The 25,737-nt window shown below is 65.8% G+C and carries 29 protein-coding genes; 19 read left to right on the forward strand and 10 right to left on the reverse strand.

The window, feature by feature from the left end; all coding sequences use genetic code 11:
* Positions 1 to 111 precede the first annotated feature (111 nt).
* From D6B98_RS30885 to D6B98_RS30895, 3 genes are all read right to left on the reverse strand, one after another.
* On the reverse strand, positions 112 to 1,191 hold the full coding sequence (locus tag D6B98_RS30885) for a YeeE/YedE family protein (RefSeq protein WP_126260799.1): 1,080 nt from the start codon (positions 1,189 to 1,191) through the stop codon (positions 112 to 114).
* A gap of 71 nt (positions 1,192 to 1,262) precedes the next feature.
* Positions 1,263 to 1,613: an ArsR/SmtB family transcription factor gene (locus D6B98_RS30890; RefSeq protein ID WP_028137430.1), complete on the reverse strand. Its 351-nt coding sequence runs from the start codon at positions 1,611 to 1,613 to the stop codon at positions 1,263 to 1,265.
* A 29-nt stretch (positions 1,614 to 1,642) separates the two neighbouring features.
* Complete coding sequence (locus D6B98_RS30895; protein WP_126260800.1) at positions 1,643 to 2,026, reverse strand: thioredoxin domain-containing protein; 384 nt, start codon at positions 2,024 to 2,026, stop codon at positions 1,643 to 1,645.
* 87 nt (positions 2,027 to 2,113) lie between these two features.
* On the opposite strand from D6B98_RS30895, the gene D6B98_RS30900 reads away from it, so the two are divergent.
* Complete coding sequence (locus D6B98_RS30900; RefSeq protein WP_126260801.1) at positions 2,114 to 2,845, forward strand: cytochrome c biogenesis CcdA family protein; 732 nt, start codon at positions 2,114 to 2,116, stop codon at positions 2,843 to 2,845.
* A gap of 10 nt (positions 2,846 to 2,855) precedes the next feature.
* Here D6B98_RS30900 and D6B98_RS30905 read toward each other — a convergent pair whose 3' ends face one another.
* Positions 2,856 to 3,470: a hypothetical protein gene (locus D6B98_RS30905; protein ID WP_245481498.1), complete on the reverse strand. Its 615-nt coding sequence runs from the start codon at positions 3,468 to 3,470 to the stop codon at positions 2,856 to 2,858.
* Here D6B98_RS30905 and D6B98_RS41015 point away from each other — a divergent pair.
* The 14 genes from D6B98_RS41015 (at position 3,463) to D6B98_RS30970 (ending at position 14,587) form a co-directional block, all read left to right on the forward strand.
* On the forward strand, positions 3,463 to 3,654 hold the full coding sequence (locus D6B98_RS41015; RefSeq protein WP_245481499.1) for a hypothetical protein: 192 nt from the start codon (positions 3,463 to 3,465) through the stop codon (positions 3,652 to 3,654). The genes D6B98_RS30905 and D6B98_RS41015 overlap by 8 nt on opposite strands.
* An 8-nt stretch (positions 3,655 to 3,662) precedes the next feature.
* Positions 3,663 to 4,244: a SoxW family protein gene (locus D6B98_RS30910; RefSeq protein ID WP_126260802.1), complete on the forward strand. Its 582-nt coding sequence runs from the start codon at positions 3,663 to 3,665 to the stop codon at positions 4,242 to 4,244.
* Positions 4,245 to 4,375: 131 nt separating this feature from the next.
* Complete coding sequence (gene soxX / locus D6B98_RS30915; protein WP_126260803.1) at positions 4,376 to 4,819, forward strand: sulfur oxidation c-type cytochrome SoxX; 444 nt, start codon at positions 4,376 to 4,378, stop codon at positions 4,817 to 4,819.
* A gap of 18 nt (positions 4,820 to 4,837) precedes the next feature.
* Entirely contained in the window at positions 4,838 to 5,290 is a 453-nt protein-coding gene (gene soxY, locus D6B98_RS30920; RefSeq protein ID WP_126260804.1) for a thiosulfate oxidation carrier protein SoxY, read from the forward strand.
* A gap of 18 nt (positions 5,291 to 5,308) precedes the next feature.
* On the forward strand, positions 5,309 to 5,635 hold the full coding sequence (gene soxZ, locus D6B98_RS30925) for a thiosulfate oxidation carrier complex protein SoxZ (RefSeq protein ID WP_126260805.1): 327 nt from the start codon (positions 5,309 to 5,311) through the stop codon (positions 5,633 to 5,635).
* A gap of 28 nt (positions 5,636 to 5,663) precedes the next feature.
* Positions 5,664 to 6,485, forward strand: a complete 822-nt coding sequence (gene soxA / locus D6B98_RS30930) for a sulfur oxidation c-type cytochrome SoxA (RefSeq protein ID WP_126260806.1) — start codon at positions 5,664 to 5,666, stop codon at positions 6,483 to 6,485.
* Between the two features lie 27 nt (positions 6,486 to 6,512).
* Positions 6,513 to 8,204: a thiosulfohydrolase SoxB gene (soxB, locus tag D6B98_RS30935; protein ID WP_126260807.1), complete on the forward strand. Its 1,692-nt coding sequence runs from the start codon at positions 6,513 to 6,515 to the stop codon at positions 8,202 to 8,204.
* 6 nt (positions 8,205 to 8,210) lie between these two features.
* Positions 8,211 to 9,482, forward strand: coding sequence for a sulfite dehydrogenase (soxC, locus tag D6B98_RS30940; RefSeq protein WP_126260808.1), 1,272 nt, complete (start codon positions 8,211 to 8,213; stop codon positions 9,480 to 9,482).
* The gene (locus D6B98_RS30945; RefSeq protein ID WP_164718978.1) at positions 9,466 to 10,158 is read left to right on the forward strand and encodes a c-type cytochrome; all 693 of its coding nucleotides are present in this window, start codon (positions 9,466 to 9,468) and stop codon (positions 10,156 to 10,158) included. Before soxC ends, D6B98_RS30945 begins: the two co-directional genes overlap by 17 nt.
* The gene (locus tag D6B98_RS30950; RefSeq protein WP_126260810.1) at positions 10,155 to 10,619 is read left to right on the forward strand and encodes a DsrE family protein; all 465 of its coding nucleotides are present in this window, start codon (positions 10,155 to 10,157) and stop codon (positions 10,617 to 10,619) included. Before D6B98_RS30945 ends, D6B98_RS30950 begins: the two co-directional genes overlap by 4 nt.
* 13 nt (positions 10,620 to 10,632) lie before the next feature.
* Positions 10,633 to 11,538, forward strand: a complete 906-nt coding sequence (locus D6B98_RS30955; protein ID WP_126260811.1) for an alpha/beta hydrolase — start codon at positions 10,633 to 10,635, stop codon at positions 11,536 to 11,538.
* Positions 11,539 to 11,704: 166 nt separating this feature from the next.
* Entirely contained in the window at positions 11,705 to 12,796 is a 1,092-nt protein-coding gene (locus D6B98_RS30960; RefSeq protein ID WP_126260812.1) for a YeeE/YedE family protein, read from the forward strand.
* Between the two features lie 103 nt (positions 12,797 to 12,899).
* Positions 12,900 to 13,721 carry a helix-turn-helix domain-containing protein gene (locus tag D6B98_RS30965; RefSeq protein WP_126260813.1) on the forward strand — a complete coding sequence of 274 codons (822 nt, stop codon included), beginning with the start codon at positions 12,900 to 12,902 and terminating at the stop codon, positions 13,719 to 13,721.
* A gap of 41 nt (positions 13,722 to 13,762) precedes the next feature.
* On the forward strand, positions 13,763 to 14,587 hold the full coding sequence (locus D6B98_RS30970) for a helix-turn-helix domain-containing protein (protein WP_126260814.1): 825 nt from the start codon (positions 13,763 to 13,765) through the stop codon (positions 14,585 to 14,587).
* On the opposite strand, the gene D6B98_RS30975 is transcribed toward D6B98_RS30970, so the two are convergent.
* Positions 14,575 to 15,375 carry a thioesterase family protein gene (locus D6B98_RS30975; RefSeq protein WP_126260815.1) on the reverse strand — a complete coding sequence of 267 codons (801 nt, stop codon included), beginning with the start codon at positions 15,373 to 15,375 and terminating at the stop codon, positions 14,575 to 14,577. The two genes, D6B98_RS30970 and D6B98_RS30975, sit on opposite strands and share 13 nt — an antisense overlap.
* Before the next feature lie 179 nt (positions 15,376 to 15,554).
* Between D6B98_RS30975 and D6B98_RS30980 the strand changes: the two genes are divergently transcribed.
* Positions 15,555 to 16,220, forward strand: coding sequence for a DsbA family oxidoreductase (locus D6B98_RS30980; protein WP_126260816.1), 666 nt, complete (start codon positions 15,555 to 15,557; stop codon positions 16,218 to 16,220).
* A 7-nt stretch (positions 16,221 to 16,227) separates the two neighbouring features.
* Here the strand turns inward: D6B98_RS30980 and D6B98_RS30985 are convergent, their stop codons facing one another.
* The 5 genes from D6B98_RS30985 to D6B98_RS31005 form a co-directional block, all read right to left on the reverse strand.
* Complete coding sequence (locus D6B98_RS30985) at positions 16,228 to 17,391, reverse strand: GNAT family N-acetyltransferase (protein WP_126260817.1); 1,164 nt, start codon at positions 17,389 to 17,391, stop codon at positions 16,228 to 16,230.
* Positions 17,392 to 17,543: 152 nt separating this feature from the next.
* Positions 17,544 to 18,983 carry a cytochrome c oxidase accessory protein CcoG gene (gene ccoG / locus D6B98_RS30990; protein ID WP_126260818.1) on the reverse strand — a complete coding sequence of 480 codons (1,440 nt, stop codon included), beginning with the start codon at positions 18,981 to 18,983 and terminating at the stop codon, positions 17,544 to 17,546.
* Between the two features lie 39 nt (positions 18,984 to 19,022).
* The gene (locus tag D6B98_RS30995; RefSeq protein WP_028181089.1) at positions 19,023 to 19,226 is read right to left on the reverse strand and encodes a YgaP family membrane protein; all 204 of its coding nucleotides are present in this window, start codon (positions 19,224 to 19,226) and stop codon (positions 19,023 to 19,025) included.
* Positions 19,227 to 19,254: 28 nt separating this feature from the next.
* Positions 19,255 to 19,698, reverse strand: a complete 444-nt coding sequence (gene trxC, locus D6B98_RS31000) for a thioredoxin TrxC (protein WP_126260819.1) — start codon at positions 19,696 to 19,698, stop codon at positions 19,255 to 19,257.
* Entirely contained in the window at positions 19,695 to 20,981 is a 1,287-nt protein-coding gene (locus tag D6B98_RS31005) for an NAD(P)/FAD-dependent oxidoreductase (RefSeq protein WP_126260820.1), read from the reverse strand. The genes trxC and D6B98_RS31005 overlap by 4 nt, the downstream gene beginning before the upstream one ends.
* A 95-nt stretch (positions 20,982 to 21,076) precedes the next feature.
* Here D6B98_RS31005 and D6B98_RS31010 point away from each other — a divergent pair, with 95 nt between their 5' ends.
* From D6B98_RS31010 to D6B98_RS31020, 3 genes are all read left to right on the forward strand, one after another.
* A complete protein-coding gene (locus D6B98_RS31010; RefSeq protein ID WP_126260821.1) occupies positions 21,077 to 21,424 on the forward strand; it encodes an ArsR/SmtB family transcription factor in 348 nt (115 codons plus the stop codon).
* 96 nt (positions 21,425 to 21,520) lie between these two features.
* Complete coding sequence (locus tag D6B98_RS31015) at positions 21,521 to 22,516, forward strand: efflux RND transporter periplasmic adaptor subunit (RefSeq protein WP_245481500.1); 996 nt, start codon at positions 21,521 to 21,523, stop codon at positions 22,514 to 22,516.
* Complete coding sequence (locus tag D6B98_RS31020; protein ID WP_126260823.1) at positions 22,513 to 25,734, forward strand: efflux RND transporter permease subunit; 3,222 nt, start codon at positions 22,513 to 22,515, stop codon at positions 25,732 to 25,734. The genes D6B98_RS31015 and D6B98_RS31020 overlap by 4 nt, the downstream gene beginning before the upstream one ends.
* The last annotated feature ends 3 nt before the right edge of the window (positions 25,735 to 25,737 follow it).

Raw genomic sequence — 25,737 nt, forward strand, 5'->3', positions numbered from 1 at the left:
CCGGCCCGCGGGCCAATTCGATTACCTCAGGGGTAAGGCAGATCGCTATTCAGGACAGTCTTGGGATGTTCGACGCTGCTCGCAATTCGCGAGAAATCCCGGTGGTCCCGGCTACGTCGAGACGCCAAACAGCCTGCGCAGAGCCGGCAACCATTCGCCGGTCATCGTGAACTCGAGCCCGAGTCGGGCTCCGCAGGCGATCGCCAGTAGGGTGATCGGCGCCGAGACGGCGAGGGTCGAGAACGCGGTCAACCCTTGCCCGATCGTGCATCCCATCGACATGACGCCCCCGATGCCCATCAGGAGCGCGCCGGTCATGTGACGCTTCAATTCGCGCGCGTCGTCGCAGGCCTCCCATCGGAAGCCGCGCGCGAGCATCGCTGCGGCGAATGAGCCTGCCACGACGCCGGTGACGGAGCCGATCCCAAAATTCAGCCGCGCCCCGGAGAAGGTGGCGATGTAGAGGATGGTGTCGCCGAGCGGCGCGACGAAGCTGAGCGAGGAGACGCGGACCGGGTCGAATTCGTCATCGGCGAGCCAGCCGGTCGCGAACCAGCCGAATGCGATCGCGCCGCCGACGGCAAGGCCGGAGGCCAGCAGTCGCGGCGATCGCACCAGCCTGCCGTCCGCGAGAGCCCAGACGGCGAGCGCCGTGGCGATCGATACGACGAGGAACGCGCGCAGCGCGCCTCCCGCGCCGAGAAGCGAGGTCAGCGTCTGGTCGCTGCCCTCGGAGAGCCGCAGGGACAACGGCTCGATCAGCATCATGCGCAGCACGCCCGTGATGCCGCGCATGGTTGCGAGCGCCGAGAGGCCGAGCACGAGAAAGACCACGATGGCGCGCAGATCTCCGCCGCCGACACGGACCAACGTGCCGAAGCCGCAGGTGCCGACCAGCGCCATGCCGATGCCGAACGTCAACCCGCCCAGAATCGCGCCGCCAAGCCCGAGCGACGGCGTCAGGTAGATCGACCGCGACAGATCGACGATGCCGAACTCGGCGAGCGCCTGGGTCGCCAGCAGCGCCACGGCCGCAGCCAGCGCAAAGGACTTCAGCCGACGCAAATCCGACCCGAAGAACGCATCCTCGAGCATCGCCAGAGTGCAAAATCGTCCCGCGCGACCCGAGACACCGAGCACGGCGCCGGCTGCAAGCCCGCATGCAAACGCTATGGTCGACGGGTTCAGCATTCCTCCCGGAGATGTTTGTTGCCGTTCCGGGCAGCTTGCGCCGGAGGGTTGCGGAAAGCCAGAGCGGATAATTACCGGCGCCGCCGGCGCACCGGCTCGCAGAACACGTCGTAGACGGCGGTCAGTATCTTGCGGACGTCCTCGCTGGCGAGGCTGTAGTAAATGGTCTTGCCGTCGCGGCGGGTGGTGACAAGACGGTCGAGCCTCAACCGTGCGAGCTGCTGGGATACCGTCGACTGCCGCTCGCCGAGGAATTGCTCGAGCTCGGTCACGGACTTCTCGCCCTCGGCGAGGATGCAGAGCAGCAGCAAGCGGGATTCATGCGACAGCGCCTTGAGCATGTCGCTCGCCTCGCGCGCCTTCTCGATCATCTGCTCGAGTTCGGCGGAGCCCTCGATCTCCTTCAGCTTTGGCAACGGCATCGCGTCAAGTTCCTCATAGGCATCTCTGGTCAAGACCTGCCCGGCGTCGATCCCGAACCTGTCAGGATGCGGTTCAGCAGGCCGAAGAAGAAGGCATCGCCCGGATAGCCGCGAATGCGGCCGATCTCCCGGCCCTCTTTTACCACGACGAAGGTCGGCGTGAAGGCACCCGGATCAATTCCGGAGAGATCGGCGGGCAGGGGCCGGCCGAGGTCGACGCGGCGCAGCGGCGCGGCCTGGCTTTCCTCGGTCTTGCCGTAGATCGGCGCGATCTCGGCGTCAAAGCGAGCGCACCAGACGCAACCGGCTCGCTCGAACATGACCAGTTCGGCCGCGCGGGATCCCGTCGCCGGCAGCGCCAGCGTGATAGCGGCCAGGAGCAATGCCAAGAGCAATGCGACGTGTCGGCTCATCCCGCGCCTTTGACCTCCGGACCTCGGGCCTCTGGACTTCCCTGGTTCTTTATATCATTAAATTCGCATATGTAATAGGTGGGGACAATGACCTTGGATGTCACGCTTGGTGCGGCCTTTGTCGCTGGCCTGTTGTCGTTTCTGTCGCCCTGCATCCTGCCGCTGGTCCCGCCGTTCCTGTGCTACATGGCCGGGGTCTCGGTCTCGGATCTCTCCGATGGGCGGCCCGCATTGCGGTCGCGCATCCTGGTCTCTGCCTTGGCTTTCGTAGCCGGCTTCTCCCTGGTCTTCGTGGCGCTGGGTTCGACGGCCTCGATTGCGGGGCGCTTCATCTCCGCCCATATCTCGACGCTCGGCATCGTCGCGGGCCTCCTGATCGTCTTGATGGGTCTGCACTTTCTCGGTGTGCTCAGGATTCCGCTGCTCTATCGCAGCGCAACGCTGCAGGTCGAGAGCCGGCCCGCCGGCGTTGCAGGCGCCTTCGTCATGGGTCTGGCCTTCGCGTTCGGTTGGACACCCTGTGCAGGTCCGATTCTCGCGGCCGTCCTGTTCATGGCGGGGTCCGAGGACACCACTGCCAGGGGGGCTCTGCTGCTGCTTTCTTATTCGGCAGGGACCGGCATTCCCTTCCTGATCGCCGCCGCTTTCACCGGTCGCTTCGTCGCCGCGCTCGGGCGCGCCCGCCGGCACCTGGCCATGGTGGAGAAGACGATGGGCGCCTTTCTGGTCGCGACCGGATTGATGTTCCTGACCGGGCTGATGCCGGCCGTCTCGGAATGGCTGCTGGAGCATTTCCCTGCATTGACCAGCATCGGTTGACCATCACGCTTCAGCCGAAGCGGAAATCGAGAAGCTGCGCGTAAGACTGCAGCTCGATCAGGTAGCGATGGACGAGCGGCCCGTCTCCGGCCATCGCCGCATGGGAGATCTCGGTGCTGCTGGCGATCGCGCCGTCGATCAGCCGGCGGAATTCACTTGTATCCGCCACGTCCGCCCGGGCCCAATCGTTGCAGCGTTGCAGACGGTCGCGGAACGCGCTTGCGCTGGCGATGGTCTCCTCGGCCCGTGCCGGGGCGGGATGCTCGCCATAATGCGTGGCCGCAACGCGCAGCTTGTCCATCGCGGGTGCGATTTCGAAGACGCAATCGGCAAGGCCGTAGAGGCCGGATCGACGCCTGAGCTCGTGAAACGACCGGCGGAGCAGGAGCAGCTCTCGTCCGGCGGCGACAACGTCCCCGCTGTCGAGCGCGCGCGCGGCCGCGCCAAGACGCTCGCCGCCTCGACCGAGAAATTCCGTCAGCGCGACAGGCGCGTAAGGAGGGTGGGGAAAGGGCGTATGTGTCGCGAGCTGCTTCCAGGTAGCCGTGGCCTCTTCGATTTCCATCTGCGCCAGCGCAATGTTTCCGGTCCGTGCATAGCTCGCGGCGGTGCGCAGGTTGGCCATCATCGGCTCCATCGCCGCTGCGAAATCCTTCGCGCTGTCGCCCTCGGCGCCCAGCGCGAGCGTTCCGGAGATCAACCACGCCAACAGCACCATGATGCAGCGCAAGATCGGAAATCCTTGTTACATTCGAGTATTCGAATATTATAATAGAGCAGCCTCGACCCGCAATATTCTCCAAGGTTGAAATTCCCGATGCACCTCTTCAGGCCGACGCGGCGAGATGTTCTGGCATTGGCTTCGGGCGCCGCACTCGCCGCGAGCCGCGGGGAGGCCGTGGCCGAACCCGCGCTGGGAGATGACGGGCTCTATCACGAGCCCTGGTTTCTGCAGAGCTTTCTCGATCTGCGCGAGGACCTCGACAGCTCTGCCGCCAACGGCAAGCGCCTCGCCATCATGTGGGAGCTGCGCGGCTGTCCCTATTGCCGCGAAACGCATCTGGTGAATTTCGCAGATGCCGGCATTGCGACCTACATCCGCGACAATTTCGAGGTTCTCCAGCTCAATCTGGTCGGATCCCGCAAGGTGACGGACTTCGATCGCCAGGAATTGTCCGAGAAGGACCTCGCCCAGAAATACGGGATCAGGTTCACCCCGACGTTCCAGTTCTTTCCGCCGTCGTCCAGCGGCATCGAAAAGCGGGAGCCGATAGCGCGAGAGGTCGCCCGGGCGCCCGGCTATCTGAAGCCGCCGCATTTCCTCGCGATGTTTCGTTTCGTGCGGGATCGCGCCTATGAGCGCGGCTCGTTCAAGGACTTCCTCGCCACCAGCGGCTAGTCCGACGCCGCGCGCAAATATGTCTTGACGCGATCAAAGACATCAACATATCATAATAAATGAATGTGATGGATCGTCGGATCCGTCACGAACGAGGCGGGCGTCACCTCGCCATCCCTGGGGTAGGAAACATGCGGCGCTCGCTTGCAGCTGCGTTTGCCTGGTGTCTCACGATCGGAAGCGCTTGTGCGCAGGAGCCGATCAAGCTCGACGTCGTCGATGATTCTCTGCCGAAATCCCTGACCGGCGCGCCCGGCGACGCCGCCGCCGGCAAGAAGGTTTTCCTGACGCGCACGCTCGGCAATTGCCTGGCCTGCCATCAGGTCACCAGCCTGAAATCCCAGGAATTTCACGGCGAGTTCGGCCCGTCGCTCGACGGTGTCGCCGGCCGGTACAGCGAGGCGCAATTGCGCCTCATCATCGCCGATCCCAAGCGCATCTTCACCAACACGGTCATGCCCGCGTTCTTCAGGAACGAGGGCCTCAGCCGGGTGCGACCGGAATTCGTCGGCAAGTCCATTCTGACGGCCGCGCAGGTCGAGGACGTCATCGCTTTTCTCAAGACGCTGAACTGACGGCGAGGAGGATTAGGAATGAAGGCCATCAATCGACGGCAGGCATTTGCGCTCGGGGGCGGCTTCGTCATGCTGACCCTGATGCCGATGGCGGCCGATGCCGAGGTCTCGAACGACGCGGCGAAGTGGATCGAGAAGTTCACCGGCGGCAGGCAGCCGGCCAAGGGCAAGATTTCGCTCGACCTGCCGGAAATCGCCGAGAACGGCAACACCGTGCCGCTCTCGATCAACATCGAGAGCCCGATGACCGCGGACTCCTACGTCAAGGACGTTCTGATCGTCGCGGACGGCAACCCGAATGCGGGCGTGGCGACGCTGTCGTTCACGTCGTTGTCGGGCAAGGCGGAAGCCTCGATCCGGATCCGGCTCGCATCCACGCAGAACGTGGTTGCGATCGCGAAGATGAGCGACGGTTCGCTGTTCACGGAGCAGAAGACCGTGAAGGTCACCATCGGCGGCTGCGGCGGCTAAGGGCTTAGGAGAAGACAGATGGCAGACAAACCGCGCATCAAGCTTCCGAAGGAAGCCGCCAAGGGCGAGGTCATCCAGATCAAGACCCTGGTTTCGCACGTGATGGAATCGGGCCAGCGCAAGGATGCGCAGGGCAAGGCCATTCCGCGCAAGATCATCAACAAGTTCGCCTGCGAGTTCAACGGCAAGCCGGTGTTCGCCTGCGCGCTGGAGCCGGCGATCTCGGCCAATCCCTACATCCAGTTCGACGCCAGGATCGACGAGGCCGGCACGTTCAAATTTTCCTGGACGGACGACGACGGCGCGGTGATCACGGCCGAAGAGAAGATCGCGCTCAAGGCATGATGCGCATCGCGCATTGAGGGAGGCTCGAATGGCGCCACGATATATTGGGTTGGCCGCTGCGATCGTGGCCGCCGCATCGGTTGCGACGCTCGCGTCCGCGGAGGAGGCCGAGCGCAAGGGCATCGCGGCGCCGCCCGGCCACGTCTTCAAGACCATCATCTCCGGCTACGAGTTCCGCAGCAAGGAGACCCGCGCGCTGCAGGACGACGATCTGGAAAATCCGGGATTCCTTGCCGTGGAGCGCGCGGCGGAGGCCTGGAAGAAGGTCGAGGGGAGCGAGGGCAAGTCCTGCATGAGCTGCCACGGCGAGGCCGAGACCGGCATGAAGGGCGTCGGCGCCGCCATGCCGAAATGGGACGACAAGCTGAAGAAGCCGGTCAATCTCGAGCAGCGCATCAACATCTGCCGCAGCGAGCACATGAAGGCGGAGCCCTGGAAATTCAAATCCCGGGAGCTGACCGACATGACCGCCTTCGTGCGCTATCAGTCGCACGGCATGAAGGTCTCGGTGAAGACCGACGGGCCGATGTCGCCCTGGTTCGAGCGCGGCAAGCAGATCTATTACACGCGCTACGGCCAGCTCGATCTGGCCTGCGAATCCTGCCACGAGCGCAACAATGGCAAGTTCATGCGCGCCGATTTCCTGAGCCAGGGGCAGACCAACGGCTTTCCGACCTATCGGCTGCGCGATCAGCGCCTGGTGCCGTTGCATGAGCGTTTCGAAGGCTGCATGTTCGACGTGCGCGCCGAGCCGTTCAAGCCGCTTTCGGACGAGTTCCTCGCGCTCGAGCTCTATGTGGCCTGGCGCGGCATCGGGTTGCCGGTCGAGACGCCCTCGGTGCGCAACTGAAACGATGAGCTTGCAGGAGTCTTGCGCATGATCTCTCGCCGCGAGTTCATTCAGGTCGCCGCGGCAACGGCGGCACTCTCGGGCGGTGTCGGCTCCGGCCTGACCCGGGCGGTCGCCCAGCAGCGCCTGACCGAGAAGGAATTGCTGGCGTTCGAGCCGCTCGGCAACGTCACGCTGGTGCATGTGACCGATATCCACGGCCAGCTGATGCCGCTCTATTTCCGCGAGCCGTCGACCAATCTCGGGGTGGGCGAGGCCAAGGGGCTTCCGCCGCACGTCACCGGCAAGGAGTTCTTGACGCGCTTCGGGATCGCGCCCGGCTCGTCGGCGGCCTACGCCCTGACCTCCGAGGATTTCGAGGCACTGGCCAAGAGCTATGGCCGGATCGGCGGCCTCGATCGTGCCGCGACCGTGATCAAGGCAATCCGCGCCGAGCGCGGCGACAAGGTCGCGCTGCTCGACGGCGGCGACACCTGGCAGGGCTCGTGGTCCTCGCTGAAGACGCGCGGCCAGGACATGATCGACTGCATGGCGCTGCTCAAGCCCGACGCCATGACCGGACATTGGGAATTCACCTACGGCACCGAGCGGGTCAAGCAGGCGATCGAAGGCCTCGGCTTTCCGTTCCTCGGCCTCAACATCCGCGACACCGAATGGAACGAGGCGGCGTTCGAGGCCTCGACCATGATCGAGCGCGGCGGCGTCAAGATCGCGGTGCTGGGCCAGGCCTTCCCCTATACGCCGGTCGCCAATCCGCGCTGGATGATTCCGACCTGGTCGTTCGGCGTGCGCGAGGAGGACGTGCAGGCGCAGGTCGACAAGGCGCGCAAGGGCGGCGCGCAGCTCGTCGCGCTGCTCTCCCACAACGGCTTCGACGTCGACCGCAAGCTCGCAAGCCGCGTCAAGGGCATCGACGTCATCCTGACCGGACATACCCATGACGCGCTGCCGGAGGCCGTCAAGGTCGGCAAGACCCTGCTGATCGCGTCGGGCTCCTCCGGCAAGTTCGTCTCGCGGCTCGATCTCGATGTCCGCGACGGCGAGGTCAAGGCTTACAGGTACAAGCTCATTCCGCTGTTCTCCGACGTGATCGCGGCGGACGCCGAGATGGCGGCGAAGATCGCCGAGGTGCGCAAGCCGTTCGCGTCCGATCTCGCCAAGGTGCTCGGCAAGACCGACTCGCTGCTCTACCGGCGCGGCAATTTCAACGGCACGTTCGACGATCTGATCTGCCAGGCGCTGCTGCAGGAGCGCGACGCCGAGATCGCGTTGTCGCCCGGCTTCCGCTGGGGGACCAGCGTGCTGCCGGGGCAGGACATCACCTTCGAGGACGTCACCAACGCAACCGCGATCACCTATCCCGCGGTCTACCGCATGGGCATGACCGGCGCGCGGCTGAAGGAGATCATCGAGGACGTCGCCGACAATCTCTTCAACGTCGATCCCTACTACCAGCAGGGCGGCGACATGGTGCGGATCGGCGGACTTGCTTACGCGATCGATGTCACCAAGCCGCAGGGGCAGCGCATCTCGGACATGCAGATGGTCAAGACCGGCGCGCCGATCGATCCCGCGAGGGAATACCAGGTCGCGGGCTGGGCCAGCGTCAACGAAGGAACCGAAGGGCCGCCGATCTGGGACGTCGTCGCGAACTACCTGATGCGACAGAAAACCGTTCGGCTCGAACCCAACCGGGCCGTCAAAGTTACCGGAGCGTGAGAAGCGATGTCGAAGATGGACAGTTCCCGGCAATCCCGACGCAGTTTCCTCGCCGCTGGTGCCGGCGTCGTGGCGTCGGTGCTCGCCAAGCCCGCCGCGGCGGGAGCCGGCAATCCCGCCAACCAGCCGCCCAACGTTCCTGAATGGACCAAGTCGCTCGGCGAGGGCGTCGCTGTGCGCCCGTACGGCAAGCCGTCGAAATTCGAGAAGGACGTGGTCCGGCGCGACGTCGAATGGCTGACCGCCTCGCGCGAATCCTCGGTGAGCTTCACGCCGCTGCACGAGCTCGAAGGCATCATCACCCCGAACGGTCTCTGCTTCGAGCGGCATCACGGCGGCATCGCCGAGGTCGATCCGGCCGATCATCGCCTGATGATCCATGGGCTCGTGGAGCGCCCGTTGATCCTCACGCTGGAGGAGCTGAAGCGCTACCCGCGCGTCAATCGCATCCATTTCATGGAATGCGCGGCGAATTCGGGCATGGAATGGCGCGGTGCCCAGCTCAATGGCTGCCAGTTCACCCACGGCATGATCCACTGCGTGCAGTACACCGGCGTATCGCTGCGCACGCTGCTGGAAGAAGCCGGCGTCAAGACCAACGGCAAGTGGCTGCTGGTCGAGGGTGCAGATGCTGCCGCGATGGATCGCAGCCTTCCGATCGAGAAGGCCCTCGACGACTGCATCATCGCCTACAAGATGAACGGCGAGGCGCTCTATCCCGAGCAGGGCTATCCGATGCGCCTCGTGGTGCCGGGCTGGCAGGGCAATCTCTGGGTCAAGTGGCTGCGCCGCATCAAGGTCGGCGACCAGCCCTGGCACACCCGGGAGGAGACGTCGAAATACACGGACCTCATGCCGAACGGCAAGGCGCGTCGCTTCACCTGGTCGATGGACGCGAAGTCCGTGATCACGAGCCCGAGCCCGCAGGCGCCGATCAGGCACGGCAAGGGCTTCACCATCGTTTCGGGGCTCGCCTGGAGCGGCGCCGGCAAGGTCAAGCGCGTGGACGTCTCGCTCGACGGTGGCCGCAACTGGTGGCCGGCGCGGCTCGATGGCCCGGTTCTCGACAAGGCGTTGACGCGCTTCTACTACGAATTCGATTGGAACGGCGAGCCGCTGCTGCTGCAATCGCGCGTCCAGGACGAGACCGGATACGTGCAGCCGAGCAAGGCCGAGCTGCGCAAGATCCGCGGCGTCAACTCCATCTATCACAACAATGGCATCCAGACCTGGCATGTGCAGGCCAATGGTGAGGTCGAGAATGTCGAAGTCGCTTGAGCTCATTGCAGCTGCGCTGCTCGCCTGCGCGCTGAGCGCCCCAGCGTTTGCGCAGCAGAAGGCGGATGCCAAGAGTGGTCCGCGCTACCACATCGGCCGCGCGCCGACCGCGGAGGAGATCCGTGGCTGGGATATCGACGTGCGGCCCGACGGCCAGGGCCTGCCGGAAGGCAAGGGCACCGCCGCCCAGGGCGAGAAGCTGTTCATGGACAATTGCGCGAGCTGCCACGGCGAGTTCGGCGAGGGCAACGGCCGCTGGCCGGTGCTGGCGGGCGGCAAGGGCTCGCTGACCTCGGACAATCCGGTCAAGACGGTGGGCTCGTACTGGCCCTACGCCTCCACCGTGTTCGACTATATCAGGCACGCCATGCCTTACGGCAATACGGGCTCCTTGTCCGTCGACGAATATTATGCGCTGGTCGCCTACGTCCTCTATCTCAACGACGTCGTCACCGATCAGAACTTCGAGCTGAACAAGAAGACCCTTGCCACGATCAAGATGCCGAACGAGCAGGGTTTCGTGATGGACGACCGCGCCAGCAGCGAGAAGTCGTTCTGGCAGAAAGACCCCTGCATGAAGAATTGCATCGCCCCGGTGAAGATTACCGGGCGCGCTGCCGCCATCGACGTGACGCCTGAGGACGGCAAGGAGAAGAAGTCGCGGGGCGTGGAGTGAGACGCGGCCGGGCGAGCCGCCGCACACTTCTGCATGCGGCTCTCGCTGTCGGCTCGTTCATCACAATCTCGCCGGCCGCGGCCCAGGCTCCTGAGCCTCACAGGCTCGCGCTGCAGATCAGCGACGACGACCCGGTCAAGATGCGCGCGGTCCTCGATGTTGCGGCCAACGTCGCGCGGCATTATTCCGGGCAGGGCGAGGACGTCGAAATCGCGGTGGTCGCCTTCAATGGCGGCCTCGACATGCTGCTCGACGACCGTTCGCCGGTGAAGGAGCGCCTGGTGAATTTTCTGAAATCGATGCCCAATGTGAGCTTCATCGCCTGCGGCAACACGCTGGAGACGCTGGCGGCGAAGGAGGGCAGGCGGCCTCCGCTGCTCGAAGGCGTCAGCGTCGCCCAGGTCGGGGTTGCCGCGCTGATGGATCTTGCCGAAAAGAACTGGACAATTGTCCGGCCATGAGGAGACGCCGCCGATGCGATGGTTGATGGGACTGACGGTCTTGCTCGCGCTCGCGGGGCCTGCGAGCGCTGCCGAGCAGGAGCTTGAACTGTCGGTCGAGGGCCGCTCGACGCTCGCGACGCTCCGCACACCAGCCGCGACGGGGCCGGACACACCGCTCGTCGTGATGACCCATGGCACGCTCGCGCACAAGGACATGGAGGTCATCCAGGGCCTCGCCAAGGCGCTGGAGCAGCGCGGTATCGCCTCGCTCGCCCATACGCTGTCGTTGGGGCTCGATCGCCGCAACGGCATGTATGACTGTGCGGCGCGGCACGATTACCTCACCGACGATGCGGTTGCCGAGATTGGCGCCTGGGTGACACGTGCGAAAGGCATGTCGCGGCTCGTCTTCGCGCTCGGTCATTCGCGCGGCGGCAACCAGGTTGCACGCTATCTGGCGGGGAACGAAACGCCTGCGGCGGCGGGTGCGGTGCTGCTGGCGCCGGTGACCGCAAAGGCGGAGGCCGATTTACGCGCCTCCTACGCCAAGACCTATGGCAAGCCGCTCGAGCCGTTGCTGGAGCAGGCGACCAAGGCGGTCGCGGCCGGGCGCGGCGGCGAGTGGATGGACGTGCCCGGCTTCATCTATTGCCGCAATGCCGTGGTCACGGCGCGGTCCTTTGCCTCGTTCTACAGTGCCGACGCCGGCCAGGACACCGCGGCGCTCGTGGTGCGCGCGAAGCTGCCAGTGCTGGTGCTCGCCGCGACCAAGGATAGTGTCGTGCCGGATGTGGCCGCATCCTTCGCGCCGCTGGCCGGTTCGAGCGGCGGCAGGGTGCAGCTCGACACAATCGAGGATGCCGATCATTTCTTCCGCGACCTGTTCGCGGAAGACGTCGCCGACCGCATCGCCGAGTTCATCAAGCAGACACGCTAGGCGGGACCACGTAGCGCGTGGTGCGGCTCGCCGAGCCGCAACAGCAGGGACATGCCGATCTGCGTCCCTGAACGGGCGTGGGGCGGCGCGCCGGGCTTGATCTCGCTCATACAGCACGGCCGCGCCTCGCGATAGATTGGCAAGTCCAGGGAATGCCGAGGCGGCCGTGCTGACGACACTCATCGATCTCATGGGGGAAGACCGTCTTTCATGGCTGGGCGGCCTCCTGGTCGGAGGTCTCTTTGGATTCTTCGCCCAGCGCAGCCGCTTCTGCCTGCGCGCAGCCGCCGTCGAATTCTCCCGCGGCGCGGGCGGGCCGCGCCTTGCAGTGTGGCTGTTGACCTTCGCCGCCGCGCTGGTGGGCACGCAAGGTTTGGTCGCGCTCGGCTGGCTCGACGTGTCCGAGGCGCGCCAGCTTGCGCAGCAGGGCAGCATCTCCGGTGCGCTGGCCGGTGGGGTGATGTTCGGTTGCGGCATGATCCTGGCGCGCGGTTGCGCCAGCCGACTGCTCGTGCTCTCGGCCAACGGCAATCTCAGGGCGCTGCTGTCGGGCCTGGTGTTCGCGGTCACGGCTCAGGCTTCCTATCGCGGCTTGTTGTCGCCTGCGCGCGAGTGGGTGACCAATCTGTGGCTGGTCGACGGCGGCCCGTCGCGCGACATCATGGCGATGTTCGGCGCCGGCACGCCCGAGAAGCTCGCCTTCGGAGGCGTGTGGCTGATTGCGGGGCTGTCCTTCGCCTTTCGCAGCCGGCTGCCGCGCCGGCTGATCCTCGCCGCGCTCGCGGCCGGAGCGGCCGTCGTGGCCGGCTGGCTCTTCACCTACCAGCTGTCGCAGGCCTCGTTCGCGCCGGTGACGTTGAAGAGCCTCACCTTCAGCGGACCGTCGGCCGAATTGCTGATGCTGGTCCTGAACAGCTCGCAGCTCCGGCTCGGCTTCGACCTCGGCATTGTTCCGGGCGTGTTCCTCGGCTCATTCGCCGCAGCGGCGCATGCGGGTGAGCTGAAGCTGGAAGGATTTTCGGACGGGCTCGGCATGCGCCGTTACCTGCTCGGTGCGGTGCTGATGGGGTTCGGCGCGATGCTCGCCGGCGGCTGCGCGGTCGGCGCCGGCGTGACCGGCGCCTCGGTCTTCGCGCTCACCGCCTGGCTCGTGCTCGGCGGCATGTGGCTGGGGGCGGGTCTCACTGATTTGATCGTCGACCGCGCCGGCCTGCCGCAAGCCCGACCGGCGGCGGGCTCGCCGGCGCCCGGCACCTGAAATTAGTTTAGAGAGTGTGCGCGCGTCCGCAGTCAAGAGGGGACGGAAATCATGACCTCGCAGGTAATGGAAGGGCCGGCACCTGCATGCTAGATTTTCAGTCATGAACGCACATGCATCCACGGCACGTACCGAACGCAGCCAACCGGTCCATATCGGCGACCATTTGCGCGAATGGCGGCAGCGCCGCCGCATGAGCCAGCTAGATCTCGCGGGCGAAGCCGAAATCTCGGCGCGTCACTTAAGCTTCGTCGAGACCGGCCGCGCCGCGCCCTCGCGCGACATGGTGCTGAGGCTCGCCGAACGCCTCGACGTACCCTTGCGCGAGCGCAACGTGCTGCTGGTCGCGGCCGGCTATGCGCCGGCATTCCAGCAGCGGCCCCTGGAGGATCCTGCCTTGAAATCAGCCCGCCAGGCGATCGATCTCGTGCTCAAGGCCCATGAGCCCAATCCCGCGCTCGCAGTGGACCGGCACTGGAACCAGGTGTCGGCCAACCGCATGGTGGCGCCGCTGCTCGACGGCATTCCCCAGCGGTTGCTCGGCCAGCCCGTCAACGTGCTGCGGCTCGCCTTCCATCCCGAGGCGCTGGCATCGCGTACGGTCAACCTCGCGGAGTGGTGCGGGCACCTCCTGGAGCGGCTGCACCGGCAATGCGAGGCGACCGCGGACCCCGAGCTGATCAAGCTCTACAACGACCTCAAGAGCTATCCGATTCCGGCGCGCGCGGGGCCATTGTCGAGCGACAATGTCGCGATCCCCTTCAAGCTGCGCCACGAGGGCGAGATCCTGAGCTTCTTCTCCACCACCATGGTATTCGGCACGCCGGTCGACATCACGCTGTCGGAGCTGGCGCTGGAAACCTTCTTCCCGGCGGACGAGCGCACCGCCGAACGGCTCAAGCAGATGGCGGCCAGGCTGTCATAGCGGCGTTTACAGACGGTAGCCGCCCCCGCATAATCCCCGGGATGGATACACGCGCGTTCCGGCGCTTGCGGCCGGCCAACCCTGTCGGCGATCTCCTGCGCGGCTGGCGCACGCGACGCAGCTTGAGCCAGGCGGACCTGGCGTTCGAGGCCGGCATCTCGATCAAGCATCTGAGCTATGTCGAGACCGGCAAGGCGGCAGCAAGCCGGGACATTCTGCTGCAGCTTGCATCCGCTCTCGATTTGTCGCTGCGCGACCGCAATGCTCTGCTCGAGGCCGGCGGCTTCGCCCGGCAATTTGGCGAGCGCGATCTCGCCGCGCCCGAGCTTGCCGACGCGCGACGTGCCATCGATCTTCTGCTCCGGCGGCACGAGCCGTTTCCCGCGATCGTTACCGATCGGCGCTGGAACGTGAAGCAGGCCAATGCCGCCGCATCGCGCCTGATGACCATGCTGCTTGGCGCCGAGCGCATGCAGCGGCCGCTCAACCACATGCGGATGTTCCTCGCGCCGGACGAGATCAAGCCGTTCGTCGAGAACTGGCCGGGCGTCGCGGCGGCGCTGCTGGCGCGGGCGCGCCATGAAGCGATGGCCGCGCCGCTCGATGAGGCCTTGCAATCGACCTGGCGTGAATTGATGCGGCTGCCGGAGCTTCCCGCAGTCGGGATCGGGGATCACGCCGTTCCAGGGCCGCTCTGCGAGGTGCGCTTGCGCAAGGGCGATGTCGGCATCGGCCTGATCGGCGCGGTCCTGACGCTCGGCACGCCGCAGGACGTGACGCTGCAGGAGCTTCGCGTCGAGATGTTCATGCCGGCGGACGCCGCGTCCGAGGCCACCCTGGTCGCGCTCGCGGCTCAGGACGCCTGAGCTTGCGCGGCGTCGCGCCGCTCGAAGCTCATGGCCTGCATCACCTCGGCAAACGGCCCCTTGCGGTCGCTCAATGTCGCCGAGGTGAGGCCCGCACCGTTGGCGCCGACGCGCGTGGCGGCGCGGATCAGGATCCATTCGCCCTCCGGCGGGCGGAAAAAATAGAGGCTGATCTCGGGATTGATGAAGGTCCAGTCGCGCATGTCGACGATCTGCGCGACGCCGCTGGAAAAGTCCGCGGCCTGCACCGCCTGCAGCAGCGGCGTATTCGGCTCGCCCTCGACCAGCGGCGCATCGAGCCGCATCCAGGCGGCCGCGGGTCCCGGCTTCTCCAGCGCGCCCTCGATCAGCCGGACCGTGACGTTCTGGAAATAGCGGCTCCATTTCTGTGCGAAGGCCGGCGGCGGCGCACCCGCCTCGGGCGCCTTGTCGGCCGCCGCGGGTCTTGCGAAGGGATCGGCGGGCGATTCTCCGCTCGGCGCGGTCAGCAGCGCCGTACAGCGTCCGATCTCGGTTTCGCCGTCCATCAGCCGCACCTGCAAGGTCTTCGCCTTGCGGCCGTCGCGCAGCAATTCGGCGACGGTCGTGAAAGCACGCAGGCCCGCCGGTCGCCACAAATCGAAGGTCAGGCGCCGCACCGCAAAGCCGGAATCGACGGCAAGACGCTCGACCTCGCGGGCCATCAGGGCAGTCGTGGCGCTACCCTGCAACATGTCCGGCGACCACGGCCCGCCGGCGTGCTCCGTGGCCCGGAACCGACGGCCGTCCGGCTTGAAAATGGCGCTCATCGCGGTCTCCCTTCCTGATCCCAGGCTTGATCGTGGCCGCGAGTATCCCGACGGGCCGGAGCCGTCACAATAACCGCAGAGGTGCAGTCGTGAGCCATGCAGGAGGGGTGTCTTGCGCCGTCCCCGGTTCGGCTTATCTTCCGGCGAACCCGTGACCCCGCCCGAAGGAGGCGCCTGACATGAGCACGCTGAAACCGCTCCAGATCGACGTCGTCTCCGACGTGGTGTGCCCCTGGTGCTATATCGGCAAGCACCGGATCGAGAGCGCGCTGGCGCTCGTTCCTGATGTCCCGGTCAAGCTCAATTTCCGCCCCTTCTTCCTCAATCCGTGGGTGCCGCGCGAGGGCATCAGCCGCGAGGCCTATCTCACCCAGAAGTTCGGCTCGGTCGAGGCCTATAAGGGCATTGCGGGGCGCGTCGTTGCGGCCGCAAGCGAGGAGGGCCTCGTCTACAAGCCCGAGCTCGTCGCGCGTCAGCCCAACACCACCGACTGCCATCGTCTCATCCTGTGGGCGGACGCGATCGGCAAGGCGCCGGAGATGAAGCAGCGCCTGATGGAGCTGTATTTCCGGGACGGCGGCGATCTCACCGATGTGAACGTGCTGGTGCAGGCGGCCGCCGATATCGGCCTCGATGCCGAGGACGTGCGCAAGCGCCTTGCCACCGACGAGGACGTCGCGCGCGTCTCGGCGGACGCCCAGGAGGCCGCCGAGAAGGGCATCTCCGGCGTACCGACCTATGTCTTCGCGCAAAAATACGCGGTCTCCGGCGCGCAGGATCCGAACCTGCTCGCGCGCGCCATCCGCCAGGTCTCGGCGGAGATCAACGCGCAGGCGGCGGAATAGCGTTCGCTTATTTGCGGAGGCGGCGAACCAGGCGTCGCGCGGTCTCGTGCGCGGTGTTGAAGCCCACCAGTGCTCCGTGAATGAGCGCCACGACCGGATCGTGCCGCCGCAGCGGGATCAGCACGTCGCCGATCGCGAAACGTCCCCGCCAGATCGGGTTGATCATGGGATGGTCGGCGCTTGCGGTGGAATCCGCGCTGGCGATGGCGGGATCGGCGCAGAGATGGCGGGTGAGCTCGAGTGTGAGCTGCACGCCCGGCGAATATCTGGCAAAGCGCTCGTCGATGCCGAGCTTGAAGAAGAAGGCGCGATCCTGGTGGCGCAGCACGATGCCGGCCGCCACCGGTGCCGTGCCGGCGCGAAGCGTGATGATCTCGCACTGCGCGGTTTCCGCCAGCGCCGGCACGGCGCGGCGGATGAAGGCCGCATCGCCGGCATGCTGGACCAGCGCGGTGCCGCGCTTGCCCTTCCAGCCGCTGGCTTCGAGCTGCAGGAACGTTTCAAGCGCGGGCCCGATCTCGTCGGGCCGGCGTGCGACGTCGAACGCAACGGGGCCGTGCTCTTCGAGGCGATGGCGCAGGCGGCGCAGCTCCTTGAGCTTCTTGCTGCCGAGCGCGTCGCGCAGCAGCGTTTCGTCGTCCTGCGTCGCGTCGAGGCTGGCGCGGAGGTAGGAGGACAGGATGCGCGGCTTCAGTCCGTCGCGGCTCAAGGCCTGCTTGAGCGCATGCATCGCAGCGCCGTCGAGCGCGACGTCGTTCAGCACGAGCGCATGCGCGCCGGCCTTGCGCGCATCCTGCAACACTTGCGTGGCTGCCTCGATCGGAGCGTCGCGATCGATCAGCGGGCTGCACAACGTGCCGTAGGGGTGCGCGCTCACCAGGGCGGGCAGGGGAATCTTGCAGGCCCGCCACAGCGAGATCACCGGCATCAGTCCGATCAGCCGCGACGAAGTCTTGTCGAATGCAGGTAGTGCAGAGGCGTTGGTGCGGCTCCGCGCGGTGGCGCTGACGGCAAGCGCCCAGGCGGGCAGGTAATAACCGTTCGGCTCGACCGCGCGCTGGGCGAGGGCGCGCCACTGGCCGGGGTCGATCGTAGTGAGCGGGACGCGCGCGGCCGCGGCGTCCTTTGCGGATGCCGGATGAATCGCTGCCTGCTGCGCGATGTCGACCACGCCCCCTCGTCCCGTTCATGCGCGGGCAAAGCCTGCGTCACGGGGCCATGCTTAGCGCAAAGATTGGAAAATACCGTTGGCGCGCCGTCTCAATTCGAACGGTAATGTTAACGTCTCATTGAGCATCCGTTGCCGGATGCTCAATGCAGACCCTACTTGTCACCGGGCAAGAAATGGTCGCGGGCGCTCGCCCGGCCACCGCCGGCGGTATCGGTGATCGTGACCTCGAGATCGCGCGAGGCTTTCGGCAGGTCGGCGGGCCCGACCTGCACCGACAGCCGGACCTCGCGGGTCTGGTCCTGCCCGACCTCGACGACGGGCTTGCCATCGGGCGCGGCCTCGATGCCGGCAACGCGAATGGCCGCGCCCGGAAGCCCGGAGACCTCGATCGCGAACGATCGCTGTGCGCCCTTGTTGAGAATGCGCACGGTGTAATCGTTGCGGACCCCGCCGTCCGACAGCTGGACGAACAGCGGATTGCGCTCGTGCAGCACGTTGACGTCCATGGTCGCGCGCGTGGCCAGCGTGTACAGCATGATGCTGCCGACGATGGCGATCGCCGCGGCGTAGATCACCGTCCGCGCGCGGACGATGCGATAGATCGGCGGCTTGCCCTCGCGACGGCGCTGCATGTTGATGTCGGTGTCATAGCCGATCAGACCTTTGGGCCGGCCAATCTCGCTCATGACGTTGTCGCAGGCGTCGATGCACAGGCCGCACTGGATGCAGCCGAGCTGGATGCCGTGTCGGATGTCGACGCCCGTCGGGCAGACATTGATGCACTGGTGGCAATCGACGCAATCGCCGGCGAAATCGCCATGGGCGCGGGCAGCCTCTGCCTTCTTTACCGACATGCGCGGCTCGCCGCGGTCGCGGCGATAGGTGACGTTGAGCGCCCATTCGTCGGTCAAGGCCGCCTGGATGCGCGGCCACGGGCACATGTAGATGCACATCTGCTCACGGGCGTGGCCGGCGAAAACATAGGTCGTTGCAGTCAGGATCCCGATCCAGAGATAGGCGATGAACGGAGCCTGGAAGGTCGCGAGCTCCTTCACCAGCGTCGGCGCATCGTCGAAATAGAGCACCCATGCGCCGCCGGTCCACCAGGCGATCATGATCCAGAGGAAATGCTTCAGCGCGACCTTTCGGATGTGGTCGAACGTCCAGTAGCGCTTGTCGCCCTGCATGCGCTCGCGCCGGTCGCCCTCGACCCAGCGCTCGACCGCATAGAACAGGTCGGTCCACACCGTCTGTGGGCACAGATAACCGCACCACAATCGCCCCGCGACCGCGTTCATCAGAAACAGCATCATCGCCGCGAGGATGAGCAGGCCGGTGAAATAATACACCTCCTGCGGCCACAGCTCGATGAAGAAGAAATAGAAGCGGCGATGCGGCAGATCGATCAGCACGGCCTGATCGGGCAGGCCGGGGCCGCGATTCCAGCGCACGAACGGCAGGAGATAATAGATCCCGAGCGTGACGCAGAGGATCGCCCATTTGATGCGGCGGAACGGCCCGTGGACCGACTGCGGATAGACCTTTCTACGCTTCTCGTAGAGAGGCCCCTCGATGAAGGTGTCGTCGGTCATGGCAAATTCCCCCGCATTACAGGCTGCATCCGCGCGCGTTCAGGAGAACGCGCAGCCGCTGCTCAGGCCCAGCTTCCTGAACACGATCGCGGCCGGGCAGAAGCCCGTGAACGAGGCCTGCAGCATGTTCAGTCCGGCAAACGCCGTCAGCAGATACCAATACGCATTCACATAGGTGCCCAGTGCGAGACCGAGCAGGACGACGAATCCCGCAAACGCGAGAACGGCTTTATCGACATTCATGGCAGGCTCCTTTTTTGATCTTGCGACGTTACGAACGGTTCAGGTTGGCTTCGGTCCAGGCGACGATGCTGCGCGCATCCATCGCGCCGGAATGGCGGGCGATCTCGCGGCCGCCCTGCATCAGCAGCAGCGTCGGAATGCCGCTGATGCTCAGCCGCGACGACAAGGCGGGTGCGTTGTCTGAATTCAGCTTCAACAGCCGCACGCCGGGCTCGAGCTGTTGCGCCGCGCGCGCGAACATCGGGGCCATGGCGCGGCAGGGTCCGCACCATGGCGCCCAGACGTCGACGAGCACGGGAATGTCGTTGCTGGCGACATGACGGCCGAAAGCGGCTTCGTCCACCTCGATCGGCTGGCCGGTGAACATCGGCTGGTGACAGGCGCCGCAGCGCGCACCGTCCGGTGCGCGCTCGGCGGGCAGGCGGTTGATGCGCCCGCAATGTCCGCAGACGATCTGGCGTGTCGTGCTCATGTGCCGGTTCGGACCTCCTTGATCTTGGCGATGTTCAGCCTGTCGAGCAGGAAGCGCTCGTAGAACGGCTCGCTCTCGCCGCGCCGCATCTTGCGCAGGAAGTATTTCTCGAAGGCGACCTTGGCGAAGTGCACCCATTCGCCCTTGGAGGACCAATTGACGTTGCGCGGCGGGATCTGCGGCTGCGCGAGGAAGGCGACGCCGGAATCGCCGAAGTCGGCGAGGCAGATCGCGTTCCAGGTTGGCTGCGCCGTCGGTGCCTTGCCGCGGAGCAGGGCGCCGATGTTGATCGCGGTCGCCGTCACCATGGATTCGATCATGAAGCCGGTCTTGGGCACGCCCACCGGCACGGGCGTCGCGCCGACCGGCGCGATCGCAACGCAGACGCCGACTGCAAAGATATTGGGAAAGGCCGGGTTCTGCTGATGCTTGTCGACGATGACGAAGCCGCGCGGATTGGTCAGCTTCTCGATGCCGCGCACCGCTTCGACGCCGCGAAAGGCGGGCAACATCATCGAATAGGCGAATGGCAGCTCATGAGCCTTGCGAGACGTGCCGTCGTCGGCAAATTCCTCCACCGACATCACGCCGGGGGCGACATTGTCGACGCGGGCGTTGGTGATCCATTTGATGTGCTTCTCGCGCATCTCGCTTTCCAGGAGCCCCTTGGTATCACCGACACCGTCGAGACCGAGATGGCCGATATACGGCTCCGAGGTGACGAACGTCATCGGCACCCGGTCGCGCAGCTTCCGCCGGCGCAGTTCGGTCTCGAGGATGAAGAGAAATTCGTAGGCCGGCCCGAAGCAGGAGGCGCCCTGGACAGCGCCGATTACGACCGGGCCAGGATTGGCCGCGAGCTTCTCGACGGCGTCACGGGCATGCGCGGCGTGATCGACGTGGCAGATCGACTGGGTATGGCCCTGCGGCCCGAGACCCGGAATCTCGTCGAACGCCAGCTCGGGACCGGTCGCGACGACCAGATAATCATAGTCGATCGACGTCCCGTCACCGAGCTCGACACGGTTCTCGCCGGGGTGGACGCGCTTTGCGCCCTGCGTCAGCAGCCGCACGCCCTTGCGTTTCATGACGTCGGCAAGATCGATCTCGATCTCTTCGCGCTTGCGCCAGCCGACGGCCACCCACGGATTCGAGGGCACGAAATGATAGACCGTGCCTTGCGAGATGACGCTGAGGCGGTCTTCCTTTCGCAACTGGGGCAGCAATTCATAGGCCATCAGCGTTCCGCTCAGACCGGCTCCGATTACGACAACTTCCGCCATGGGTATCCTCCGTTGGACCAGGCCGCTCCGCCGGTTTAGTTCCGGCCGTCGTGCAGCGCTTGACTATATATTCGTAATTTCGTATATACGCAAGTATGAAAATAAATAGCGATGTCATGGAGCGGGCGGCGGATCAGGCGAGCGAGCTGCTCAAGGCGCTCTCGAACCGTCACCGTCTGCTCATCATCTGTCAGCTGATCGACGGCGAGCGGTCGGTCGGCGAGCTGGCCGAGTTCCTCAGCCTGCGCGACTCCACGGTCTCCCAGCATCTTGCGCTCCTTCGCAAGGATGGCCTGGTCGCATCCAGACGCGAGGCGCAGACGATCTTTTATTCGATCGCCAGCGAGCCGGCGCGTGAGGTCTTGAAGACGCTCTACCAGGCGTTCTGCGCACCGAAGTCCGCCAGGAGCAGACCTACGAGAATTCGGGGAAGGGCGCCTTGACCAGGATCAACACGCTTCTCTCCGATGCAGATGAAATGAGCTACGCCGCGGCGTGGTGATGCTTTGGTCGTGATACGGAAAAGTCCCATGCGATGTATGGCGAGATATTTGGGCCTGCTGGCTGCTTTCGCGGCGATAGGCTGGTCTGCAACACCCGCGACGGCAGCCGAAACACTCGTGGTCGCGCGGCAATCGATCGCGGACGAGAAGGCGGTATTCGCCACGGTCGAAAGCACCAGCGTGGTGCCCGCGCGCGGACGCATCGGCGGCACGGTGGCTCAGCTCAAGGTCCGGGAAGGGGATCGCGTTGCCGCCGGCCAGGCGATCGCGACCATCGGTGACGAGAAACTCGTGCTGCAGATGAAATCGCTGGACGCCCAGATCGAGGCGCTGCAGGCGCAGGCCAACCAGGCGCAACTCGACTTCACCCGAACCGAGGGGCTGGTCGAGCGCGGTATCCTGCCGCGGATCAAGCTGGACGAGCAGCGCACGGCGCTCAACGTCGCCGACAACGGCCTGCGCGCCAGGACCGCGGAGCGTGCCGTCATCAACGAGCAGCTCAACCAGGGACAGGTGCTCGCGCCGGCAGACGGTCGTGTGCTGAAGAGGCTGATCACCGTGGGATCCGTGGTGCTCGCGGGCGATCCGATCGTGACCGTCGCCCAGCAGAATTTCAAGCTGCGGCTGCGCGTGCCGGAGCGCCACGCGCGCTTCCTCAAGGCCGGCGACAAGGTCCGCGTCGATGGCGCGGAGCTGGCGGGAGAGGCCTCGAAATGGGGCGTGGTCGACCTCGTCTATCCCCTGATCGAGGAGGGGCGCGTCATCGCGGATGCGACCGTCGAGGGGCTCGGCGAATATTTCGTCGGCGACCGCTTGCGGGTCTGGGTCGCCGCGGGAATGCGGACGGCTTTCGTCATCCCTTCGGGCTATGTGACGACCCGGTTCGGTATCGACTATGTCCGGCTCCGGAAAGGCGACGAGACGGTCGACGTGCCGGTGCAACGCGGCCGCGACATGCCGACGCCTTCGCTTCCCGACGGCCTCGAAATCCTGTCGGGCATCCAGGCCGGCGACCAATTGGTGAAGCCGTGAATCTCGGACTGTCAGGACGGTTGACCCGGTCGACCATCGCTTCGCCGCTGACCCCGCTGTTCCTGATCGGGGCGCTGGTCGTGGGGCTGATCGCCGTCGTGGCGATCCCCCGCGAGGAGGAGCCGCAGATCAGCGTTCCCATGGTGGATATCCGCGTCAATGCCGACGGCCTGCGCGCGCCCGACGCGGTGGAACTGGTGAGCAAGCCGCTGGAATCGATCGTCAAGGGCATCGACGGCGTCGAACACGTCTACAGCCAGACCGAGGACGACCGCGTGATGGTCACCGCGCGTTTCCTGGTCGGCACCAAGTTCGAGGATGCCATCCTGCGGGTGCACGAGAAGATCCGCGCCAACCTCGACCGCATTCCCGTCGGCATCCCCGAACCGCTGATCGTCGGCCGGGGCATCAATGACGTCGCGGTGACGGTGTTGACGCTGGCGCCGAAGCCGGAGGTTGCCAGCCGCTGGACCGACAAGGACCTGTACGAGCTCGCCGACAAGCTGCGCGCGGAGCTGATGAAGGTCGACGATATCGGTCTGACCTACATATCCGGCGGCGCCGCGCAACAGATCCGGGTCGAGCCAGATCCGGAGAAGTTGTCGCTGTTCGGCGTCACGCTTCAGCAACTCGTGGCCAAGGTCAAGGACGCCAACCGCTCGTTCCTGGCCGGGCAGGTTCGCGATGCCGGCATCGTGCGAGGCGTCGCGGCGGGGCAGACGCTGTCCGGCATTCCCGACATCGGACTATTGCTGATCACGAGCCGCGACGGCCGGCCGGTCTACGTCAAGGACGTCGCCTCCGTCGTCGTCGGTCCGAGCACCATCGAGCATCGCGTCTGGACGGATTCGCGCGGGGCCGCCGGGCAGTGGGCGCGCACGCCCGCCGTCAGCCTGGCGCTGGCCAAGCGGGCCGGCGCCAATGCGGTCGTCGTGTCCGAGAATATCGCGGGGCGCCTCGAAGGATTGAAGTCGCGCCTGATTCCCGAGGACGTCCAGGTGACGGTGACGCGCGATTACGGCGAGACCGCCAACGAGAAGGCCAACGAGCTGCTGTTCCACCTCGGCCTTGCGACCGTCTCGATCGTCGTCCTGATCGCGATCGCGATCGGCTGGCGCGAGGCGCTGGTGACGTTCGTCGTGATTCCCACGACGATCCTGCTGACGATGTTCGCCGCCAACCTCATGGGCTACACCATCAACCGCGTCAGCCTGTTCGCGCTGATCTTCTCCATCGGCATTCTCGTCGACGACGCCATCGTCGTCGTCGAGAACATCGCGCGGCACTGGGGCATGCGCGACGGCCGGCCGCGCCTGCAGGCCACCATCGAGGCGGTGGCGGAGGTCGGCAACCCCACCATCGTCGCGACGCTGACCGTGGTCGCCGCGCTGCTGCCGATGTTGTTCGTGTCGGGCCTGATGGGCCCCTATATGGCGCCGATCCCGGCGAACGCGTCGGCCGCCATGCTGTTCTCGTTCTTCGTCGCGATGGTGGTCGCGCCCTGGCTGATGCTCAAGCTCGCGCCGAGGGGCGAGGTTGTCTCAGCGCACGCGGAGCACGACGAAGGCCGGCTCGGCCGGCTCTACCGGCGTTTCGCCACGCCGATCGTGCGGAGCAAGCGGTCGGCCTGGATCTTCCTGCTCGGCGTCGGCATCGCGACGCTGCTGTCGATGACGCTGTTTGCGACCAAGTCGGTGACGGTCAAGCTTCTGCCGTTCGACAACAAGTCCGAGATCGCCGTGGTCGTCGACCTGCCGGAAGGCGCGAGCCTGGAGGCGACCGAGCGTACGCTGTTCGGCGCGGCCGCGATCGCGCGGCAATTGCCGGAGGTCACCTCGCTGCAATCCTATGCCGGCACGCCGGCGCCGTTCAATTTCAACGGTCTGGTGCGGCACTATTATTTGCGCCAGAGGCCCGAGCTCGGCGAAGTGCAGGTCAACCTGGCTGCGCGCGGCGAGCGCAAGCGCGCCAGCCATGAGATCGCGCTCGAGCTGCGCGAGAAGCTGAAGGCGCTCGATCCGCCCGCGGGCACCAGCATCAAGGTGGTCGAAGTGCCGCCCGGGCCGCCGGTGCTGTCGACGCTGCTCGCCGAGGTCTACGGTCCCGATGCGACCACGCGCCGTGCGGTCGCGGCGGAACTCAAGAAGGTCTTCGCGGAAGTGCCTTTCATCGTCGACATCGACGATTCCATCGGCGAGAAGCGGCCACGGCTGCGGCTCTCGATCGACCAGGACCGGCTCGAATTCTTCGGCGTCGAGCAGCGCGACGTCTACGACACCATCCAGGCGCTGTTCGGCGGCACCTCGATCGGCTATTCGCATCGCGGCGAGGACCGCAACCCGATCGAGATCGCGGTGCATCTCGGAAAGCGCGATCTGGTCTGGGACGAGGCGCTGGCCTCGACGCCGGTGCCGGCCAACACCTTGCCCGGCAGCAAGACGGTGGTCGAGCTCGGTCAGGTCGTCAAGGCGACCATGGAGGAGGGCTCGCCGACCATCTTCCGCCGCGACGGCCGCTTCGCCGACATGGTGATGGCCGAGCTCGCCGGACGCTTCGAGGCGCCGCTCTACGGCATGCTCGCGGTTGCCGATCGTGTCGATGCCCATGACTGGGGCAAGCTGCCGAAGCCTGCGATCAGCCTGCACGGCCAGCCATCGGACGAGTCGCGCCCGACGCTGCTGTGGGACGGCGAATGGGAGATCACCTGGGTGACCTTCCGCGACATGGGTGCCGCCTTCGGTGCGGCCATCCTCGGCATCTACGTGCTGGTCGTCGCCCAGTTCAGGAGCTTCCGTCTGCCGCTCGTCATCCTGACGCCGATTCCGCTGACGCTGATCGGCATCCTGATCGGGCACTGGCTGCTGGGTGCGCCGTTCACCGCGACCTCGATGATTGGCTTCATCGCGCTCGCCGGCATCATCGTGCGCAACTCGATCCTGCTGGTCGACTTCATCAGGCACAGCGGCGGGGACGGCAAGTCGTTGCGCGAGGTGGTGCTCGAGGCCGGCGCGGTCCGCTTCAAGCCGATCCTGCTCACCGCGCTTGCGGCCATGATCGGGGCCGCGACCATCCTGCTCGATCCGATCTTCCAGGGATTGGCGATCTCGCTGCTGTTCGGGCTGGCCTCGTCAACGCTGCTCACCGTGCTGGTGATTCCCGCGATCTACATCGCCTTGCGCGCGCCGCGCGAGGCTCCGACCACCGCCAAATCCAGCTAACGA

Source organism: Bradyrhizobium sp. LVM 105 (assembly GCF_003957705.1).
In the GTDB taxonomy this organism is placed as follows: domain Bacteria; phylum Pseudomonadota; class Alphaproteobacteria; order Rhizobiales; family Xanthobacteraceae; genus Bradyrhizobium; species Bradyrhizobium frederickii.

Coding starts and splice junctions, on each gene's coding strand:
- soxZ (WP_126260805.1), top strand. CDS start 5,309: ATGGCAGACAAACCGCGCATCAAGCTTCCGAAGGAAGCCGCCAAGGGC.
- D6B98_RS30910 (WP_126260802.1), top strand. CDS start 3,663: ATGCACCTCTTCAGGCCGACGCGGCGAGATGTTCTGGCATTGGCTTCG.
- D6B98_RS30905 (WP_245481498.1), bottom strand. CDS start 3,470: ATGGCCAACCTGCGCACCGCCGCGAGCTATGCACGGACCGGAAACATT.
- soxA (WP_126260806.1), top strand. CDS start 5,664: ATGGCGCCACGATATATTGGGTTGGCCGCTGCGATCGTGGCCGCCGCA.
- D6B98_RS30895 (WP_126260800.1), bottom strand. CDS start 2,026: ATGAGCCGACACGTCGCATTGCTCTTGGCATTGCTCCTGGCCGCTATC.
- D6B98_RS30975 (WP_126260815.1), bottom strand. CDS start 15,375: ATGAGCGCCATTTTCAAGCCGGACGGCCGTCGGTTCCGGGCCACGGAG.
- D6B98_RS31005 (WP_126260820.1), bottom strand. CDS start 20,981: ATGGCGGAAGTTGTCGTAATCGGAGCCGGTCTGAGCGGAACGCTGATG.
- D6B98_RS30885 (WP_126260799.1), bottom strand. CDS start 1,191: ATGCTGAACCCGTCGACCATAGCGTTTGCATGCGGGCTTGCAGCCGGC.
- D6B98_RS31015 (WP_245481500.1), top strand. CDS start 21,521: ATGGCGAGATATTTGGGCCTGCTGGCTGCTTTCGCGGCGATAGGCTGG.
- soxC (WP_126260808.1), top strand. CDS start 8,211: ATGTCGAAGATGGACAGTTCCCGGCAATCCCGACGCAGTTTCCTCGCC.
- D6B98_RS30995 (WP_028181089.1), bottom strand. CDS start 19,226: ATGAATGTCGATAAAGCCGTTCTCGCGTTTGCGGGATTCGTCGTCCTG.
- ccoG (WP_126260818.1), bottom strand. CDS start 18,983: ATGACCGACGACACCTTCATCGAGGGGCCTCTCTACGAGAAGCGTAGA.
- D6B98_RS30890 (WP_028137430.1), bottom strand. CDS start 1,613: ATGCCGTTGCCAAAGCTGAAGGAGATCGAGGGCTCCGCCGAACTCGAG.
- soxY (WP_126260804.1), top strand. CDS start 4,838: ATGAAGGCCATCAATCGACGGCAGGCATTTGCGCTCGGGGGCGGCTTC.
- soxX (WP_126260803.1), top strand. CDS start 4,376: ATGCGGCGCTCGCTTGCAGCTGCGTTTGCCTGGTGTCTCACGATCGGA.
- D6B98_RS30970 (WP_126260814.1), top strand. CDS start 13,763: ATGGATACACGCGCGTTCCGGCGCTTGCGGCCGGCCAACCCTGTCGGC.
- D6B98_RS30955 (WP_126260811.1), top strand. CDS start 10,633: ATGCGATGGTTGATGGGACTGACGGTCTTGCTCGCGCTCGCGGGGCCT.
- soxB (WP_126260807.1), top strand. CDS start 6,513: ATGATCTCTCGCCGCGAGTTCATTCAGGTCGCCGCGGCAACGGCGGCA.
- D6B98_RS30965 (WP_126260813.1), top strand. CDS start 12,900: ATGAACGCACATGCATCCACGGCACGTACCGAACGCAGCCAACCGGTC.
- D6B98_RS30980 (WP_126260816.1), top strand. CDS start 15,555: ATGAGCACGCTGAAACCGCTCCAGATCGACGTCGTCTCCGACGTGGTG.
- D6B98_RS30900 (WP_126260801.1), top strand. CDS start 2,114: ATGACCTTGGATGTCACGCTTGGTGCGGCCTTTGTCGCTGGCCTGTTG.
- D6B98_RS30945 (WP_164718978.1), top strand. CDS start 9,466: ATGTCGAAGTCGCTTGAGCTCATTGCAGCTGCGCTGCTCGCCTGCGCG.
- D6B98_RS31010 (WP_126260821.1), top strand. CDS start 21,077: ATGAAAATAAATAGCGATGTCATGGAGCGGGCGGCGGATCAGGCGAGC.
- trxC (WP_126260819.1), bottom strand. CDS start 19,698: ATGAGCACGACACGCCAGATCGTCTGCGGACATTGCGGGCGCATCAAC.